Source organism: Pseudomonas sp. UBA6562 (genome assembly GCF_002434265.1).
Classification (GTDB): domain Bacteria; phylum Pseudomonadota; class Gammaproteobacteria; order Pseudomonadales; family Pseudomonadaceae; genus Aquipseudomonas.
Genome location: NZ_DJJS01000006.1, coordinates 329,264 through 346,048 on the forward strand (window position 1 = coordinate 329,264; position 16,785 = coordinate 346,048).

General features: G+C 66.1%; 17 protein-coding genes and 1 pseudogene. 16 read left to right on the forward strand and 2 right to left on the reverse strand.

All coding sequences use genetic code 11. The features are described from left to right. The first annotated feature begins 7 nt into the window (after positions 1-7). The 4 genes from B4M43_RS09000 (at position 8) to hslU (ending at position 4,338) form a co-directional block, all read left to right on the forward strand. Positions 8-1,012, forward strand: a complete 1,005-nt coding sequence (locus tag B4M43_RS09000; protein WP_296266226.1) for an aspartate carbamoyltransferase catalytic subunit — start codon at positions 8-10, stop codon at positions 1,010-1,012. Then, positions 1,009-2,280 carry a dihydroorotase gene (locus tag B4M43_RS09005; RefSeq protein WP_296266228.1) on the forward strand — a complete coding sequence of 424 codons (1,272 nt, stop codon included), beginning with the start codon at positions 1,009-1,011 and terminating at the stop codon, positions 2,278-2,280. The genes B4M43_RS09000 and B4M43_RS09005 overlap by 4 nt, the downstream gene beginning before the upstream one ends. A gap of 107 nt (positions 2,281-2,387) precedes the next feature. Continuing rightward, positions 2,388-2,918, forward strand: coding sequence for an ATP-dependent protease subunit HslV (gene hslV, locus B4M43_RS09010; protein ID WP_296266229.1), 531 nt, complete (start codon positions 2,388-2,390; stop codon positions 2,916-2,918). A 76-nt stretch (positions 2,919-2,994) separates the two neighbouring features. Further along, positions 2,995-4,338, forward strand: coding sequence for an ATP-dependent protease ATPase subunit HslU (gene hslU, locus B4M43_RS09015; protein ID WP_296266232.1), 1,344 nt, complete (start codon positions 2,995-2,997; stop codon positions 4,336-4,338). Positions 4,339-4,516: 178 nt separating this feature from the next. On the opposite strand, the gene B4M43_RS09020 is transcribed toward hslU, so the two are convergent. Continuing rightward, positions 4,517-5,017 carry a hypothetical protein gene (locus B4M43_RS09020; protein ID WP_296266234.1) on the reverse strand — a complete coding sequence of 167 codons (501 nt, stop codon included), beginning with the start codon at positions 5,015-5,017 and terminating at the stop codon, positions 4,517-4,519. 284 nt (positions 5,018-5,301) lie between these two features. Between B4M43_RS09020 and B4M43_RS09025 the strand changes: the two genes are divergently transcribed. Further along, entirely contained in the window at positions 5,302-5,679 is a 378-nt protein-coding gene (locus B4M43_RS09025) for a DUF971 domain-containing protein (RefSeq protein WP_296266236.1), read from the forward strand. Positions 5,680-5,691: 12 nt separating this feature from the next. Here the strand turns inward: B4M43_RS09025 and B4M43_RS09030 are convergent, their stop codons facing one another. Further along, positions 5,692-5,967 carry a polyhydroxyalkanoic acid system family protein gene (locus B4M43_RS09030; RefSeq protein WP_296266238.1) on the reverse strand — a complete coding sequence of 92 codons (276 nt, stop codon included), beginning with the start codon at positions 5,965-5,967 and terminating at the stop codon, positions 5,692-5,694. Positions 5,968-6,090: 123 nt separating this feature from the next. Here B4M43_RS09030 and ubiE point away from each other — a divergent pair, with 123 nt between their 5' ends. From ubiE to B4M43_RS09085, 11 genes and pseudogenes are all read left to right on the forward strand, one after another. Continuing rightward, positions 6,091-6,861 carry a bifunctional demethylmenaquinone methyltransferase/2-methoxy-6-polyprenyl-1,4-benzoquinol methylase UbiE gene (ubiE, locus tag B4M43_RS09035; protein WP_296266240.1) on the forward strand — a complete coding sequence of 257 codons (771 nt, stop codon included), beginning with the start codon at positions 6,091-6,093 and terminating at the stop codon, positions 6,859-6,861. Further along, on the forward strand, positions 6,861-7,484 hold the full coding sequence (locus B4M43_RS09040; RefSeq protein ID WP_296266241.1) for a ubiquinone biosynthesis accessory factor UbiJ: 624 nt from the start codon (positions 6,861-6,863) through the stop codon (positions 7,482-7,484). Before ubiE ends, B4M43_RS09040 begins: the two co-directional genes overlap by 1 nt. Then, positions 7,481-9,091 (forward strand): ubiquinone biosynthesis regulatory protein kinase UbiB, encoded by a 1,611-nt coding sequence (gene ubiB / locus B4M43_RS09045; protein ID WP_296266243.1) that lies wholly within the window; start codon positions 7,481-7,483, stop codon positions 9,089-9,091. The genes B4M43_RS09040 and ubiB overlap by 4 nt, the downstream gene beginning before the upstream one ends. A 158-nt stretch (positions 9,092-9,249) precedes the next feature. Continuing rightward, entirely contained in the window at positions 9,250-9,642 is a 393-nt protein-coding gene (gene hisI, locus B4M43_RS09050) for a phosphoribosyl-AMP cyclohydrolase (protein ID WP_296266245.1), read from the forward strand. A gap of 1 nt (position 9,643) precedes the next feature. Next, complete coding sequence (locus B4M43_RS09055; RefSeq protein WP_296266247.1) at positions 9,644-9,979, forward strand: phosphoribosyl-ATP diphosphatase; 336 nt, start codon at positions 9,644-9,646, stop codon at positions 9,977-9,979. A gap of 99 nt (positions 9,980-10,078) precedes the next feature. After that, a pseudogene (locus B4M43_RS09060) lies at positions 10,079-10,330 on the forward strand (twin-arginine translocase TatA/TatE family subunit); the annotation flags it as partial. Positions 10,331-10,591: 261 nt separating this feature from the next. Continuing rightward, positions 10,592-11,062, forward strand: coding sequence for a Sec-independent protein translocase protein TatB (gene tatB / locus B4M43_RS09065; protein WP_296266249.1), 471 nt, complete (start codon positions 10,592-10,594; stop codon positions 11,060-11,062). Beyond that, positions 11,059-11,844 carry a twin-arginine translocase subunit TatC gene (gene tatC / locus B4M43_RS09070; protein ID WP_296266252.1) on the forward strand — a complete coding sequence of 262 codons (786 nt, stop codon included), beginning with the start codon at positions 11,059-11,061 and terminating at the stop codon, positions 11,842-11,844. The genes tatB and tatC overlap by 4 nt, the downstream gene beginning before the upstream one ends. Further along, on the forward strand, positions 11,841-12,548 hold the full coding sequence (locus B4M43_RS09075) for a 16S rRNA (uracil(1498)-N(3))-methyltransferase (protein WP_296266254.1): 708 nt from the start codon (positions 11,841-11,843) through the stop codon (positions 12,546-12,548). Before tatC ends, B4M43_RS09075 begins: the two co-directional genes overlap by 4 nt. Positions 12,549-12,651: 103 nt before the next feature. Then, a complete protein-coding gene (locus tag B4M43_RS09080) occupies positions 12,652-14,568 on the forward strand; it encodes a methyl-accepting chemotaxis protein (protein ID WP_296266256.1) in 1,917 nt (638 codons plus the stop codon). Between the two features lie 166 nt (positions 14,569-14,734). After that, positions 14,735-16,687 (forward strand): HAMP domain-containing methyl-accepting chemotaxis protein, encoded by a 1,953-nt coding sequence (locus B4M43_RS09085; RefSeq protein WP_296266258.1) that lies wholly within the window; start codon positions 14,735-14,737, stop codon positions 16,685-16,687. Positions 16,688-16,785: the final 98 nt, after the last annotated feature.

A 16,785-nucleotide genomic window follows, 5' to 3' on the forward strand; every position in this document is an offset into this window, starting at 1 on the left:
CCCCGCGATGACGCCACTCGACGCCAAGCGCCCGCTGCAGCTCAACGACCAGGGCCAGCTGCGCCATTTCCTTTCGCTGGACGGCCTGCCCCGCGAGCTGTTGACCGAAATCCTCGACACCGCCGACTCGTTCCTCGAAGTCGGTGCGCGCGCGGTCAAGAAAGTGCCGCTGCTGCGCGGCAAGACCGTGTGCAACGTGTTCTTCGAGAACTCCACGCGCACCCGCACCACCTTCGAGCTGGCGGCCCAGCGCCTGTCGGCCGACGTGATCAGCCTCAACGTCTCGACCTCCTCGACCAGCAAGGGCGAGACGCTGTTCGACACCCTGCGCAACCTCGAAGCCATGGCCGCCGACATGTTCGTAGTGCGCCACTCCGATTCCGGCGCCGCGCACTTCATCGCCGAGCATGTCTGCCCGCACGTGGCGGTGATCAACGGCGGCGACGGCCGCCACGCGCACCCGACCCAGGGCATGCTCGACATGCTCACCATCCGCCGCCACAAGGGCAACTTCGAAAACCTCTCGGTGGCCATCGTCGGCGACATCCTGCACTCGCGCGTGGCGCGCTCGGACATGCTCGCGCTCAAGGCGCTGGGCTGCCCGGACATCCGCGTGGTCGGCCCGAAAACCCTGATCCCGATAGGCATCGAGCAGTACGGCGTCAAGGTCTACACCGACCTCAGCGAAGGCCTCAAAGACGTCGACGTGGTGATCATGCTGCGCCTGCAACGCGAACGCATGACCGGCGGCCTGTTGCCCAGCGAGGGCGAGTTCTACCGCCTGTTCGGCCTGACCACCGCACGCCTGGCCGGCGCCAAGCCCGACGCCATCGTCATGCACCCCGGGCCGATCAACCGCGGCGTGGAGATCGAATCGGCGGTGGCCGACGGCAGCCATTCGGTGATCCTCAACCAGGTCACCTATGGCATCGCCGTGCGCATGGCCGTGCTGTCGATGGCCATGAGCGGCCAGCACACGCAACGTCAATTCGAGCAGGAGAACGCGCTGTGAGCCTGAGTATTCTTGGCGCCCGGCTGATCGACCCGAGCAGCGGCCTGGACCAGGTCGGCGACCTGCACATCGACCAGGGACGCATCCTCGCCCTCGGCGCCGCGCCGGCTGGCTTCACCCCTGAGCGCACCTTGCAGGCCAGCGGCCTAGTGGCCGCACCAGGCCTGGTCGACCTCAGCGTGGCCCTGCGCGAGCCGGGCTACAGCCGCAAGGGCAGCATCGCCAGCGAAACCCGCGCCGCCGTCGCCGGTGGCGTGACCAGCCTGTGCTGCCCACCGCAGACGCGCCCGGTGCTCGACACCTCGGCCGTGGCCGAACTGGTGCTGGACCGCGCACGCGACGCCGGCAACGCCAAGGTCTATCCCATCGGCGCCCTGACCCGTGGTTTGGAAGGCGAGCAGCTGGCCGAACTGGTGGCCCTGCGCGACACCGGCTGCGTGGCCTTCGGCAACGGTCTGAACGAACTGGCCAGTAACCGCACCCTGGCCCGCGCCCTGGACTACGCCGCCACCTTCGACCTGAGCATCGTCATCCACTCCCAGGACCGCGACCTGGCCCAGGGCGGGCTGGCCCACGAAGGCCCGATGGCCAGTTTCCTCGGCCTGCCGGGCATCCCCGAGACCGCCGAAACCGTGGCCCTGGCGCGCAACCTGCTGCTGGTCGAGCAGACCGGCGTGCGCGCCCACTTCAGCCAGATCACCAGCGCCCGCGGCGCCGAGCTGATCGCCCAGGCCCAGGCCCGCGGCCTGCCGGTGACGGCGGACGTGGCGCTGTACCAGCTGATTCTGACCGACCAGGCGCTGCGCGATTTCTCCAGCCTCTACCACGTGCAGCCGCCGCTGCGCACCGCCGCCGACCGTGACGGCCTGCGCGCCGCGGTGAAGGCCGGGGTGATCCAGGCCATTTCCAGCCACCACCAGCCGCACGAGCGCGACGCCAAGCTGGCGCCGTTCGGCGCCACCGAGCCGGGCATCAGCAGCGTCGAACTGTTGCTGCCGCTGGCCATGACCCTGGTCGCAGACGGCTTGCTCGACCTGCCGACCCTGCTCGCCCGCCTCGGCCACGGCCCCGCCCAAGCTCTGCGTCTGCCGGCCGGTGAGCTGAAGGTCGGTGGTGCGGCGGATGTCGTGGTGTTCGATCCGCAGGCGTCCACGGTGGTGGGCGAGCAATGGTTCTCGAAGGGGCAGAACTGCCCATTCGTCGGGCACTGTCTGCCGGGAGCGGTGCGTTACACCCTGGTCGATGGGCGCATCTGCCACGAGGTTTGAATCCGATAGGAGCGGGTTTACCCGCTCCTGCCGGTTGAAATCCTTCCCCCCATCCCCATATCAGTTTCCATCAGGCATTTTCGCCCCCGCTGCATGGAGACGTCCCCTTGACTACCATCGTTTCAGTTCGCCGCCACGGTAAAGTCGTCATGGCTGGCGACGGCCAGGTGTCGCTCGGCAATACCGTGATGAAAGGCAACGCCAAGAAGGTCCGTCGCCTGTACCACGGCCAGGTGATCGCCGGCTTCGCGGGTGCCACCGCCGATGCCTTCACGCTGTTCGAGCGCTTCGAAGGCCAGTTGGAGAAACACCAGGGCCACCTGATCCGCGCTGCGGTCGAGCTGGCCAAGGAATGGCGTACCGACCGCACCCTGAGCCGCCTGGAGGCCATGCTGGCCGTGGCCAACAAGGACGCCTCGCTGATCATTACCGGCAACGGCGACGTGGTCGAACCCGAAGACGGCCTGATCGCCATGGGTTCGGGCGGTGCCTTTGCCCAGGCGGCAGCCCGCGCGCTGCTGAACAAGACCGAATTGGGCGCTCGCGAGATCGCCGAGACCGCCCTGAACATCGCCGGCGACATCTGCGTGTTCACCAACCACAACCTGACCATCGAGGAGCAGGACCTGGCCGAGTGATCAGCTGTTCTGGCGCCCAGCCCCGGCGGCTGGGCTTTTCCACGCTGAACCACCGCGCACGAGGACCATCATTCTTATGTCCATGACCCCCCGCGAAATCGTCCACGAACTCAACCGCCACATCATCGGCCAGGACGACGCCAAGCGCGCCGTGGCCATCGCCCTGCGCAACCGCTGGCGGCGCATGCAGCTGCCGGCCGAGCTGCGCGCGGAAGTGACGCCCAAGAACATCCTCATGATCGGCCCCACCGGCGTCGGCAAGACCGAAATCGCCCGGCGCCTGGCCAAGCTGGCCAACGCCCCGTTCATCAAGGTCGAGGCCACCAAGTTCACCGAGGTCGGCTATGTGGGCCGCGACGTCGAGTCGATCATCCGCGATCTGGCCGACGCCGCGCTGAAACTGCTGCGCGAGCAGGAGATCGTCCGTGTGCGCCACCGCGCCGAAGATGCGGCCGAAGACCGCATCCTCGATGCCCTGCTGCCCCAAGCGCGCGCCACCAGCTTCAGCGAGGAAGCCGCACAGACCAGCACCGATTCCAACACCCGCCAGCTGTTCCGCAAGCGCCTGCGTCAGGGCGAGCTGGACGACAAGGACATCGAGATCGAAGTGGCCGAGTCGGCCGGTGTGGACATCGCCGCGCCACCGGGCATGGAAGAGATGACCAGCCAGTTGCAGAACCTGTTCGCCAACATGGGCAAGGGTAAGCGCAAGTCGCGCAAACTCAAGGTCAAGGAAGCGCTCAAGCTGGTGCGCGACGAAGAGGCCGGCCGCCTGGTCAACGAGGAAGAGCTCAAGGCCAAGGCCCTGGAGTCGGTCGAGCAGCACGGCATCGTGTTCATCGACGAGATCGACAAGGTGGCCAAGCGCGGTAACGTCGGCGGCGCCGACGTGTCCCGCGAAGGCGTGCAGCGCGACCTGCTGCCGCTGATCGAAGGCTGCACCGTCAACACCAAACTGGGCATGGTCAAGACCGACCACATCCTGTTCATCGCCTCCGGCGCGTTCCACTTGAGCAAGCCGAGCGACCTGGTGCCCGAGCTGCAAGGCCGTCTGCCGATCCGCGTGGAGCTCAAGGCGCTGACTCCGGAAGACTTCGAACGCATCCTGCAAGAGCCGCATGCGTCGCTGACCGAGCAGTACCGCGAGCTGCTCAAGACCGAGGGCTTGAACATCGAGTTCGTCGATTCGGGCATCAAGCGTCTGGCCGAGATCGCTTACCAGGTGAACGAGAAGACCGAGAACATCGGAGCGCGTCGTCTGCACACGCTGCTCGAACGTCTGCTCGAAGAAGTGTCGTTCAGCGCTGGGGATCTGGCCAGCAGCCACACCGAGGCGCCGATCCGTATCGATGCCGACTACGTGGACACGCACTTGGGCGATCTGGCGCAGAACGAAGATCTGTCGCGCTACATCCTGTAAGTATCGTAATGATGCCAAGGGCCGCTTTTGCGGCCCTTGGTGTTTATCGCGGCGAGTAAGTTGTGTGCGCTGTTTCTGTGGGAATGAGACTCATCGACGCTTGCGGTCGGTTACGCAACAACTCCCATGGCCGCGGCGACCCTCGAGCAGCGGACCGGCAGCCCCGCCCTCACGGCCATCAGTCTTGCGCAGCCACGCGGTAAAGGCCGGCCTGTCCAACGGCCGGACCGGCGCGCACGACCATCAGATAGGGGGTCTTCCGTGGGTACTGGGAAGAGTTGCGGCTGTCGCTTTCGGACGGATTATCCGCACTGCCTGGCCGGAGCTGAAAAAGAAAAAGGCCGTCGGCCCATAACGCGCACGTCAGCTGCTTACGCATTCTCCCGCCTTCCGCGAGCATCTCCTCTTCTTTATCCTCGGGCACTCCGATTTTCAGCGATACGCGCTCCCAATCGTCTGGGGTGTCACCTTCGAACATCGCTGTAAAACCAGCGCCTTCTTTCACAATTTTCAACGTCGCTTCATCCCTGGACCCGACGGCGAAGTTCCCAACGAACCCGTCACACGCGTAATCGGAAGCCACTGCTGAGCCACTGAACGTGAGGGCGAGGGGCCATGCAATTAAGGAAAAAAGCGAAATGCCGATGTGTTTGGCGGTGAAACGAGGGCAAGCGCGCATGGAAGTCCTTTTAGTGTTCGGCGAGTGCCTGCGATTGGGTCATACCGTGCAGATCATACGGCATCGGTCGGCAAATTGGTTTCCAACACTGTTGCGGCGGCTAGCGAAGGCTCGCCTAGGCCAATGGCGGATTCGCACTCTTTGCAGAGCCCAATCTTACGGCCATGGCCTACACATTTTTCTCCGCAACGACAGTGCATGGCGGCTTTGCCCCAAGACGACCGCTTGAATCTCCCCGGCCGAAGCCCGAAGCTTGGCCATCCGCTACCCCAGAGACCGCCGCCATGCCGCGCCTGCCTACCGCCATCAACCTGCACAAAGCCTCCAAGACCCTGTCACTGACCTATGCCCCCGACGAGGTGTACCACCTGCCGGCGGAGTTCCTGCGGGTGCACTCGCCGTCGGCCGAGGTGCAGGGTCATGGCAAGCCGATTCTGCAATTCGGCAAGGTCAACGTGGGGCTCACGGGCCTGGAACCGGCCGGGCAGTACGCGCTGAAGCTGATCTTCGACGATGGCCACGACAGCGGGCTGTTCACCTGGGAATACCTGGAGCAGTTGTGCCTGCGCCAGGAGGCGCTGTGGGAGGACTATCTGGAGCAGCTGCGCCTGGCCGGTAAAAGCCGTGACCCGGTGGAATCGGTGGTCAAACTGATGCTTTGAGGCACCCGCCCCTCACGCCAACGCCTTGTCCAAGGCCCGCTCGATCTCCCCCTCGATGGTGCCGCTCATCATCGACAGCATCATGCCCAGCTTCAAATCCACCCGAATCGACTCGTCGCCGATGTGCACGCTGCCCTTGGCGCCGCTGCGCGCGATGTCGACGCGGTCGCCGTCCCAGTTAGCCTTGAGGTCGTATTGGCTGGAGAGTTTCTCCACCAGGGCCTCGGCCTTGGCGCGGGCGGCTTCGCGGCCGAGGCTGTGTTTGCGTTCGACGCTGATCTGGGTCATGCGTGGGGTCCTGAAGCTGAGACAAGCTGGCCATTATGCCTGCCCCTGCCAGAGGGCACACCCCGCCAAGACAAATCCGCCGGTTCGCCCTAGAATGGCGGTAATTTTTCCCCGGTGAGCGATATGAACGATCAGCGCAAAGGCGATGCCGCCGAACCCACCACCCATTTCGGTTACAGCGACGTTCCGGAAAGCCAGAAGGCCAAGAAGGTCGCCGAGGTCTTCCACTCCGTCGCGGCCAAGTACGACCTGATGAACGACGTGCTCTCCGGCGGCATGCACCGCTTGTGGAAGCGCTTCACCATCGAGCTGTCGGGCGTGCGCAGCGGCAACCGGGTGCTGGACATCGCCGGCGGCACCGGCGACTTGGCCGCCAAGTTCTCGCGCCTGGTCGGCCCCACCGGCCAGGTGGTGCTGGCCGACATCAACGAGTCGATGCTCAAGGTCGGTCGCGACCGCCTGCTCGACCGCGGTGTGGCGGGCAACATCGAGTTCGTCCAGGCCGACGCCGAGAAGCTGCCGTTCCCGGACAACCACTTCGACTGCGTGACCATCGCCTTCGGCCTGCGCAACGTCACCCACAAGGACGCCGCCATCCGCTCGATGCTGCGCGTGCTCAAACCCGGCGGTCGCCTGCTGGTGCTGGAATTCTCCAAGCCCACCAACAAGCTGATGTCCAAGGCCTACGACGCCTACTCCTTCGCCTTCATGCCGCTGGCCGGCAAGCTGATCACCAACGACTCGGAAAGCTACCGGTATCTCGCCGAATCGATCCGCATGCACCCCGACCAGGAAACCCTCAAGGGCATGATGGTCGAGGCCGGCTTCGACCGCGTCACCTACCACAACATGACCAGCGGCATCGTGGCCGTGCACCGGGGGATCAAGCCCTGATGCTGCTGGCCGGGGTGCTCGCCAGCGTCGAGCATGGCCTGAACCGCGTGCTGCGCATGGACAGCACGGCCCTGCCGCGCCTGGCTGCGCTTGAAGGCAAGGTCATCGCCATCGACTGCCGCCAACCTGCGCTGCGGGTGTTCGTACTGCCCGACGAAGACGGCCTGATGCTCGCCGGCCATTGGGAGGGCGACGTGCATTGCACCTTGCGCGCACCGGCCAGCAGCCTGGCGCGGTTGGCCCTGAGCCGCAACAAGACCGCCGTCCTGCACAGCCCCGAGGTCGAGCTGCACGGCGACAGCGCCGCCCTGCTCGACCTGTTCGGCGTGCTGCAAGACCTGGAGCTGGACTGGGAGTACGAGCTGTCGCGCTGGCTCGGCCCGGTGGCCACCTCGCTGCTGGCCGGGCACCTGCGCCAGCGCGCGGGCTGGACGCGCCAGGGCCTGGCGCGTTTCGGCCAGAACCTCTCCGAATACCTGGCCGAAGAATCGCGCACCCTGGTGGGCCAGCGCGAAGCCGAAGCGGCTTTCAGCGAACTCGATGCGCTGAAGCTCGACATCGAACGACTCGAGGCGCGCATCCGCCGCCTTTCCCGCCCCCTTGATACCAGCGATAACGCATGAAGCTGCTCGCCGTCCGCCGTCTGTTTCGCATCCAGCGCGTGGTGATTCGCTACCGCCTCGATGACCTGCTGTTCGCCATGCCCCTGCCCTGGTGGCTGATGAGCCTGCGCCTGCTGATGCCCTGGCGCTGGCTGCCGCGCAAGCCCGCCGAGGTTTCTCGCGGTGCGCGCCTGCGCATGGCGCTGCAGGACCTGGGGCCGATCTTCATCAAGTTCGGGCAGTTGCTCTCGACCCGCCGCGACTTGCTGCCCACCGATGTCGCCGACGAACTGATGCTGCTGCAGGACCGCGTGCCGCCGTTCGACCCCAAGCGCGCCGTGGAGCTGATCGAAAGCCAGCTGGGCGCGCGCATCGAGCAGGTGTTCAGCCGCTTCGACGTCGAGCCGCTGGCCTCGGCCTCGGTGGCCCAGGTGCACGCGGCCAAGCTCAAGACGGGCGAGGAAGTGGTGGTCAAGGTGGTGCGCCCCGGCCTGCAAACGGTGATCGCCCAGGACCTGGCCTGGCTGTTCCTGATCGCCAAGGCCGCCGAGCGGCTGTCGGCCGACGCCCGTCGCCTGCACCCGGTAGACGTGGTCGGCGACTACGAGAAGACCATCTACGACGAGCTCGACCTGCTGCGCGAAGCCGCCAACTCCAGCCAGTTGCGACGCAACTTCGAAGGCTCCGACCTGATGTACGTGCCCCAGGTGTACTGGGACTACTGCCGGCCCAAGGTGCTGGTGATGGAGCGTATCTATGGCGTGCCGGTCACCGACATGGCGACCCTGGCCGACCAGGGCACCGACATGAAGCTGTTGGCCGAACGCGGTGTGGAAGTGTTCTTCACCCAGGTGTTCCGCGACAGCTTCTTCCATGCCGACATGCACCCGGGCAACATCTTCGTCAGTACCGTGCGCCCCTGGAGCCCGCAATACATCGCCATCGACTGCGGCATCGTCGGCAGCCTCACCGACGAAGACCAGGACTACCTGGCGCGCAACCTCATCGCCTTCTTCAAACGCGACTACCGCCGCGTGGCGCAGTTGCACATCGATTCGGGCTGGGTGCCGGCGCACACCAAGGTCAACGAATTCGAGGCGGCGATCCGCACCGTGTGCGAGCCGATCTTCGAAAAGCCGCTCAAGGACATTTCCTTCGGCCAGGTACTGATGCGCCTGTTCCAGACCGCACGACGCTTCAACATGGAAGTGCAGCCGCAACTGGTGCTGCTGCAAAAGACCCTGCTCAACATCGAAGGCCTGGGCCGTCAGTTGCACCCCGAACTCGACCTGTGGACCACCGCCAAGCCGTACCTGGAGCGCTGGATGCGCCAGCGTATGAGCCCCAAGGCGGTGCTCAGCAACGTCTACAGCCAGGTCGAACAGCTGCCGCACCTCGCCGGCATGACCCGCGACCTGCTGGAGCGCCTGTCGCAGCCGCACCGCAAGGACCCGCGCCTGCCCGACCAGCGCAACCGCGGCGACCACTGGGCCCTGCGTCTGCTCGGCGCCGGCCTGCTCGGCGGCGGCGCGACCCTGGCCGCCGGGGCGGCCAGCCTGACCGCCCCGGCCGTGTGGCCGGCGTACCTGATGCTCGCGGCGGGGTTGTACCTGATCGTGCGTCGATAGCCAGAGGCCGCGACGGCTGGCACACTAGCCCGCCTGTAGGAGCGGCCAAGGCGGTGCTCCGGTCTGTCCGCGATGGCGGTCGCGGCCCGAGCGCCCCACACGCCGCGACCGATGCACAAGGCCCCCTCGTCTCCCTGGGGCCTGTTCTGGAGTGAGAGATGAAAGACTGGTTGAACGAGATCAACTGGAACAGCGACGGGCTGGTACCGGCCATCGCCCAGGACCACAAGACCGGGCGCGTGCTGATGATGGCCTGGATGAACCGCGAAGCTCTGGCCCTGACTGCCGCCGAGCAGCGTGCCATCTACTGGTCGCGCTCGCGTGGCAAGCTGTGGCGCAAGGGCGAGGAATCCGGGCATGTGCAGAAACTGCATGAGATGCGCCTGGACTGCGATGCCGACGTGATCATCCTGATGGTCGAGCAACTGGGCGAGATCGCCTGCCATACCGGTCGGCAGAGCTGCTTCTACCGCGTCTACGAAAACGGCCAATGGCACATCGTCGATCCGGTGCTCAAAGACCCGCACGCCATCTACCACGCAGGACACTGACATGAGCGACACCCTCACCCGCCTGGCCGAAGTCCTCGAGGCCCGCAAGCACGCGGCCCCCGACAGCTCCTACGTGGCCAGCCTGCACCACAAGGGCCTGAACAAGATCCTGGAAAAGCTCGGCGAAGAGTCGGTGGAAACCATCATCGCCGCCAAGGACGCCGCCATAAGCCACGATTGCAGCGACGTCATCTACGAAACCGCCGACCTGTGGTTCCACAGCCTGGTCATGCTCAGCGCGCTGGGCCAGCATCCGCAGGCGGTGCTCGACGAACTGGAGCGGCGCTTCGGCTTGTCCGGGCACGAGGAAAAGGCCGCGCGCCAGCCGTCGGCCTGATACCGGCAACGGCCTGGCCCATGCGGGTCTGAATGCGAGCGCGAGGGGGCGGATGCGCCTCTCGCGACACAACCGATACGTTTGTTCCTGGAGTACGCAATGGGTATTTTCGACTGGAAACATTGGATCGTCCTGCTGATCGTGGTGGTCCTGGTCTTCGGCACCAAGAAGCTGAAGAACTTCGGCGGCGACCTGGGTGAATCGATCAAGGGCTTTCGCAAAGCCATGAGCGACGAAGAGCACAAGCCCGCCGAGCCCACCGCGCCGGTGCACACCGCGCAACCCGTGAAGCCTGCACCGGTCCAGCCACAGGTGGCGCCGGTTCAATCGGCGCCAGCCCAGCCCCAGGCGGTTCCAGCCGCGCCGGCCCCGGCTCAACCGTACTCGGTGCCCACCCCGGTAGCGCCTGCCCAGCCAGCCCCTGCGCAGCCCCAGGCGGCACCGACCCAGCCTGCACCGGCTCAACCGCACGCCAGCCCCATCCCGCCAGCCCCTGCGCAGCCCCAGGCAGCACCCGCCCAACCGGCCCAGCCCCACATGCCGTTGCCCCCAGGCCAGACCTTCGAGGGCCAGGCCACCCCCGTTCAAGACCCTTTGAGGAAAGACTGAGCCATGTTCGGCATCAGTTTTGGCGAACTCCTGCTGGTGGGCCTGGTGGCTCTGCTGGTGCTCGGCCCCGAGCGCCTGCCGGGCGCGGCGCGCACCGCAGGGCTGTGGATCGGCCGTCTGAAACGCAGCTTCAACAGCATCAAAATGGAAGTGGAACGCGAAATCGGCGCCGACGACATCCGCCGTCAGTTGCACAACGAGCACATTCTGTCGATGGAGCAGGAAGCCCGGCGCATCCTCGACCCCAAGGCTTCCCCGGCCAAACCGGCCGAGCCTGCCGACGCACCGCCTGCGATGCCGGCCGATGCCACGGCTCCGGCAGCACCGAACCAGAGCGTGCCCTTCGTGCCGCCCGCAGCCGCAGCCTCGCACGCGCCTGACACCTCGACCGCCGCGCCGACACCCCCCGCGCCCGCGTCACCGGCCACGCCACCCATGCCCTCCGACCAGCCACAGCCACCACGAGCCCCATGAGCGAAATCCCGGACCACGACCAGCCCATGCCGCTGGTCTCGCACCTGACCGAACTGCGTACCCGCCTGCTGCGCTGCGTGGGCGTGATCTTCGCGATCTTCATCGGTCTGTTCTCCTTCGCCCAGCAGATCTACACCCTGGTCTCGGCGCCGCTGCGCGACCACTTGCCGGCCAACGCCACGATGATCGCCACCGACGTGGCCTCGCCGTTCCTGACGCCGTTCAAGCTGACCATGATCGTCTCGCTGTTCGTGGCCATGCCGTTCATCCTCCAGCAGGTGTGGGGGTTCATCGCGCCGGGGCTGTACCGCCATGAAAGGCGCATTGCCATTCCCCTGCTGGTCTCCAGCATCTTCCTGTTCTATGCCGGCATGGCCTTCGCCTACTTCCTGGTGTTCCCGCTGATCTTCGGCTTCTTCGCCGCCGCCACCCCCGAAGGCGTGTCGATGATGACCGACATCGCCAACTACCTCGATTTCGTCATGACCCTGTTCTTCGCCTTCGGCGCGGCCTTCGAAATTCCAGTGGCCGTGGTGCTGCTGGTGTGGATCGGCGTGGTCGACGTGAAGTACCTGAAGGGGATCCGCCCCTACGTGATCATCGGCTGTTTCGTGGTCGGCATGATCCTGACCCCGCCCGACATCTTCTCGCAGACGCTGCTGGCCGTGCCGATGTGGCTGCTGTTCGAGATCGGCGTGCTGTTCGCCACCCTGGTGCGCAAGCGCCGGGTAGCCGCTGAGGGTGATGCCGACGCGCCACAGCCGCCTGCGAAACAACCATGAACCTGTTACTGCTGGAAGAGGCCGACTTCGTCGCGCCCGACCGCGTGCTGCTGAGCGACCGGCGCCTGACCCACCTGCAAGAGATCCACCGCGCCTGCGTGGGCGATATCCTGCGCGTGGGCCGTATCGGTGGCCTGATGGGCAGCGCCACCCTGCTGCGTCTGGAAGCCCGCGAAGCGGAGCTGCAGGTCGGCTTCGACCAGCCGCCGCCGGCCAAGCTGCCGCTGACCCTGGTGCTGGCCGTGCCGCGGCCGAAGATGATGCGCCGCCTGTTGCAGACCGTCGCCACCCTGGGCGTGCCGCGGCTGATTCTGCTCAACAGCTACAAGGTCGAGAAAAGCTTCTGGCAGACGCCCTTCCTGCAACCGTCGAGCATCCGCGACAACCTGATCCTGGGCCTGGAGCAGGCACGCGACACGGTGCTGCCCGAGGTGATCATCGAAAAGCGCTTCAAGCCCTTCGTCGAAGACCGCCTGCCGGCCATTGCCCAAGGCACCCTGGGTCTGGTCGGCCATCCGGGCGATTACCCGGCCTGCCCGCGCGGTGTGGAGCAACCGGTGACCTTGGCGATCGGCCCCGAGGGCGGCTGGATCCCCTACGAGGTCGACTTGCTCGGCCGGGCAGGCTTGCAGCCCGTGCAGCTGGGCGCACGTATCCTGCGGGTCGAAACGGCGGTCACCGCGCTGCTTTCGCGCCTGTTCTAAGCCACTACAAGCCGTGTGCCTATAAAGTTTATGCCCCCAAGGCCGATGAACCTGACAGCCCGCAATGGACGTCCGGCAGCCAATAAACAAGGGGTAATCGGCCATGAATCAACGTTTAAGCCAACTGTTAGGCAACATCAGCGTCAACCGTAAACTCGCCATGGGCTTCGGCCTGGTCCTGTTATTGACCCTGGTCGCCGCCGCCACCGGCTGGATGGGCCTGCGCAACGTCATCGAGCGGGGCGACAAGTTGGGCAACATTTCCGAAGTCCTGCAACTGACCCAGGACCTGCGCATCGCCCGCCAGCAGTACCAACGCAAAGGCAACCCGGACGCCATCACGCAGATGGACGCCACCCTCGACCAGCTCGAACAACGCCTGCAAGGGGTGTCCGAACGTCTGGCCCAGCCGGCCGACCTGCAACGGGTCGAGCGCCAACGTGCCGCCGTCGTCGAGTACCGGCAAGCCTTCGATCAGCTCAAACAAGCCGCCCAACGCCGCGAAAGCAGCCGTGCCGTGTTGGGCGACAGCGCCGACCAGGCCGCTGCCCTGCTCGCCACCCTCGAACAGCGCTTGCAGCAGGCCGGCGACATCGGCCAATACGCCAGCGCCGTCCTGGCCGGTCAGGAGCTGCAACGCGCCCGCTTCGAAGTGCGTGGCTACACCTACAGCGGCGAGGCCGAGCGCCAGCAGACCGCGCTGGTGGCCATCGACAAGGCTTCGGCGGTGCTGAGCGAGGTTGCCACGCGCCTGCCCGCCGGCTATGCAGCGGACTTGCAAGCCGCCGGCCAGGCCCTGGCCACCTACCGCGCCGCGGTGAACCAGGTGGCCAGTGCGCAGAGTGCCAGCGAAGAGGCGCTGCAACGCATGGCCGACCAAGGTCAGGTGATGTTCGACAACAGTCGGCAGCTCACCGAAACCCAAACCCAGGTGCGCGACCAGGATGCCCAGCAAGCGCGTCTGCTGTTGGCCCTCAGCACACTGGTGGCGGTGGTGCTGGGCATCATTGCCGCGTGGATCATCACCCGGCAGATCACCGTGCCGCTGCGCGAGACCCTGAGCGCCGCCGAGCGCGTGGCCAATGGCGATCTGAGCCTGCAAGCGCAGGTCACCCGGCGCGACGAATTGGGCCAGTTGCAGGCCAGCATGCAGCACATGACCCAAGGCCTGCGGCAATTGATCGGCGGCATCGGCGACAGCGTCACGCAGATCGCCAGCGCCGCCGAACAGCTGTCGGCGGTCACCGGCCAGACCAGCGCCGGGGTCAACGGCCAGAAAGTCGAGACCGACCAGGTGGCCACCGCCATGAACGAGATGGCCGCCACCGTGCAGGAAGTGGCGCGCAATGCCGAGCAGGCCTCGGAGGCGGCGTTGATGGCCGACCAGCAGGCCCGCGAGGGTGATCGGGTGGTTGGCGAAGCCGTCGCGCAGATCGAGCGCTTGGCCCATGAAGTGAACAACTCCAGCGAGGCCATGGGCGAGCTCAAGCAGGAAAGCGACAAGATCGGCAGCGTGCTCGACGTGATCAAGTCGGTGGCCCAGCAAACCAACCTGCTGGCGCTCAATGCCGCCATCGAAGCCGCCCGCGCCGGTGAGGCCGGACGCGGCTTCGCCGTGGTCGCCGACGAGGTACGCAGCCTGGCGCAGCGCACCCAGCAGTCCACCGAAGAGATCGAAGAGCTGATCGCTAACCTGCAACAGGGCACCCAGCGCGTGGCCGACGTGATGGACGCCAGCCGCGGCCTGACCGACAGCAGCGTCGAGCTGACCCGTCGCGCCGGCGGCGCGCTGGGCACCATCACCCGCACCGTATCGTCGATCCAGGCGATGAACCAGCAGATCGCCACGGCCGCCGAGGAGCAGAGCGCGGTGGCCGAAGAGATCAACCGCAGCGTGATGAACGTGCGCGACATTTCCGACCAGACGGCAGCGGCCAGCGAGCAGACCGCCAGTTCCAGCGTGGAATTGGCGCGGCTGGGCACGCATTTGCAGGGGTTGGTGGCGCGCTTCCGCTTGTAGACCGCACAGGGGCAGGGCTGCGTTAGGCAGTCCTGCTTCCTACAAGCTAAGTGGAAATTTCCCACAGCATTTGCAGGTCCAGTCTGACGCGCATCCCGCCGATGAGTAAGACTCGACGCCACGTCCGATCGCTGGCGTCTTCTGACCCATCCCTGGAGAAGCGCTCATGTTAGGACTACTGGACAGATTTCTCGGCAACCTCAGCGTGCGCGTCAAGCTCGCCCTGGGCTTCGCCACGGTGCTGCTGTTCACCCTGGTCACCACCCTCAGCGGCTGGCTGGCCTTGGACGACGCCATCGAAAGCTCGGAAAAGCTCATCCAGATCGGTCATTTCAGCGACTACAGCAAGGACCTGCGCAGCGAACGCATCACCTACCGGGTGCTCGCCGACGAGGTCAGCCGCAAACAGATCGACAGCACCTTGGGGCGTCTCGATGCGCTGGCCGAAGACATGCAACGGCGCTACCACGACCCCGAAGTGCAGCGCCTGATCGCCGATAAGCAACGGGATCTGCAGGCTTACCACAGCGCCTTCGCCACCCTGCAACAGCACGTCGCCGAGCGCCAGCAACTGCAGAAGGACCAGGCGCAGCAGGCCGACCGCCTGGCCGCCAGGCTCGATACCTTGCGCGAACGCCTGATGACGTTATTGGGCGAGTCCAGCGCCCCCAGCGCCTTGGAGCAAGCCACCAACCTGATCGACGGGCTGGCCCGCCATCTGGAAGTGGCCAACGAGCAGAGCCTGGCCGCCGCCTACCTAAGCGACCCACTGGACACCTTCGAGCATGTCGGCCAAGCGGCTCTGACCAGTGCCGTCACGCAGATGCAGCAGATCGAGGCGGCCTTGGCCCAGACCCATCTGGAGCTGCCCAACGCGGCCACCCTGCCCGCCGCCATCGAAGCCTATCGCGCCGCCTTGTTGGCCTACGCCCGCAAGGCCATCGATGTGGAGCGCGTCCACAACAACCTGGAAACCCTGGGCATCCAGTTGATGGACTACAACAGGAGCATGGGCGAGCTGCAGACGCAGTTGCGCGACCAGGAGGCGGTGGCCGCGCGCAGCCTGATGACAGTGATCGCCGTGCTGGCGCTGGCCATCGGGCTGCTGGCGGCATGGATCATCAGCTTGCAGATCACCCGCCCTCTCGATGTGGCCCTGGCCCAGGCCGGACGCATCGCCCAAGGCGACTTGGCGCCGCTGCACAGCGGCCCGCGCAGCGACGAGCTGGGCCGCTTGCAGCACAGCATGGGCGACATGACCGGCGGCCTGCGCGAGCTGATCGGTGGGCTTGAGGGCGGCGTCGAGCAGTTGTCGCGGGCCGTGCACGAATTGGCCACCGTCAGCGAAGCCACGCAGTTGCAGGCCAGCCAACAGCGCGAGGAAACCGAACAGGTGGCCACGGCCATGAACCAGATGAGCGCCACCGTGCACGAAGTGGCGCAGAACGCCGAGCAGGCGGCGCTGGCGGCGAGCCGTGCGGACCAGCAGGCGCAGGCCGGGGATCAGGTGGTCACGCAGTCGATCGCGCAGATCGAGGAGTTGGCCGGGCACATGGACGCCTGCCTGGCGGCCATGCGCCACTTGGCCGACGAGAGCCAGCGCATCGGCAGCATCCTCGAGGTCATCACCGCCGTGTCGCAGCAGACCAACCTCCTGGCCCTCAACGCCGCCATCGAAGCCGCGCGCGCCGGCGAGGCCGGGCGCGGTTTCGCCGTGGTCGCCGACGAGGTGCGCGGCCTGGCCCAGCGCACCCAGCAATCGACCGAGGAAATCGGCCAACTGATCGCCAGCCTGCACAGCGGCACCGAGAACGTCACCCACCTGCTCGACCACAGCAAACGCCTGACCGAGCAGAGCGTGGCCCTCAGCCGCCGGACGGGCGAGGCTCTGGGGCAGATCACCGAAACGGTGTCGAGCATCCAGGGCATGAACCAGCAGATCGCTACCGCGAGCGAAGAGCAGAGCGTGGTGGCCGAGCAGATCAACCGCAGCGTGATGGGCGTGCGCGAAGGCGCCGACCGCACCAGCGCCACCAGCGAGCAGACCGCTGCGGCCAGCGGCGCGTTGGAGATGCTCGGTCAGCAGTTGCGGGCGATGGTCGGCAAGTTCAGCTTGTGAGCGCCGAGGTGGGTCGGCGAAGGCTTGCCGAATTGACGGCGGAACCGCACGCGTGGAGGGCGTGGACGATGGGCGATGCTCTATGGGCTTTGTTTTCG

What these genes read in the sequence shown, in the direction of transcription:
- hisI (WP_296266245.1), top strand. Translation starts at nt 9,250, where the DNA reads ATGAAAGACTGGTTGAACGAGATCAACTGGAACAGCGACGGGCTGGTA.
- B4M43_RS09055 (WP_296266247.1), top strand. Translation starts at nt 9,644, where the DNA reads ATGAGCGACACCCTCACCCGCCTGGCCGAAGTCCTCGAGGCCCGCAAG.
- B4M43_RS09030 (WP_296266238.1), bottom strand. Translation starts at nt 5,967, where the DNA reads ATGACCCAGATCAGCGTCGAACGCAAACACAGCCTCGGCCGCGAAGCC.
- B4M43_RS09040 (WP_296266241.1), top strand. Translation starts at nt 6,861, where the DNA reads ATGCTGCTGGCCGGGGTGCTCGCCAGCGTCGAGCATGGCCTGAACCGC.
- B4M43_RS09020 (WP_296266234.1), bottom strand. Translation starts at nt 5,017, where the DNA reads ATGCGCGCTTGCCCTCGTTTCACCGCCAAACACATCGGCATTTCGCTT.
- ubiB (WP_296266243.1), top strand. Translation starts at nt 7,481, where the DNA reads ATGAAGCTGCTCGCCGTCCGCCGTCTGTTTCGCATCCAGCGCGTGGTG.
- tatC (WP_296266252.1), top strand. Translation starts at nt 11,059, where the DNA reads ATGAGCGAAATCCCGGACCACGACCAGCCCATGCCGCTGGTCTCGCAC.
- B4M43_RS09080 (WP_296266256.1), top strand. Translation starts at nt 12,652, where the DNA reads ATGAATCAACGTTTAAGCCAACTGTTAGGCAACATCAGCGTCAACCGT.
- B4M43_RS09075 (WP_296266254.1), top strand. Translation starts at nt 11,841, where the DNA reads ATGAACCTGTTACTGCTGGAAGAGGCCGACTTCGTCGCGCCCGACCGC.
- B4M43_RS09000 (WP_296266226.1), top strand. Translation starts at nt 8, where the DNA reads ATGACGCCACTCGACGCCAAGCGCCCGCTGCAGCTCAACGACCAGGGC.
- ubiE (WP_296266240.1), top strand. Translation starts at nt 6,091, where the DNA reads ATGAACGATCAGCGCAAAGGCGATGCCGCCGAACCCACCACCCATTTC.
- B4M43_RS09085 (WP_296266258.1), top strand. Translation starts at nt 14,735, where the DNA reads ATGTTAGGACTACTGGACAGATTTCTCGGCAACCTCAGCGTGCGCGTC.
- B4M43_RS09025 (WP_296266236.1), top strand. Translation starts at nt 5,302, where the DNA reads ATGCCGCGCCTGCCTACCGCCATCAACCTGCACAAAGCCTCCAAGACC.
- hslU (WP_296266232.1), top strand. Translation starts at nt 2,995, where the DNA reads ATGTCCATGACCCCCCGCGAAATCGTCCACGAACTCAACCGCCACATC.
- tatB (WP_296266249.1), top strand. Translation starts at nt 10,592, where the DNA reads ATGTTCGGCATCAGTTTTGGCGAACTCCTGCTGGTGGGCCTGGTGGCT.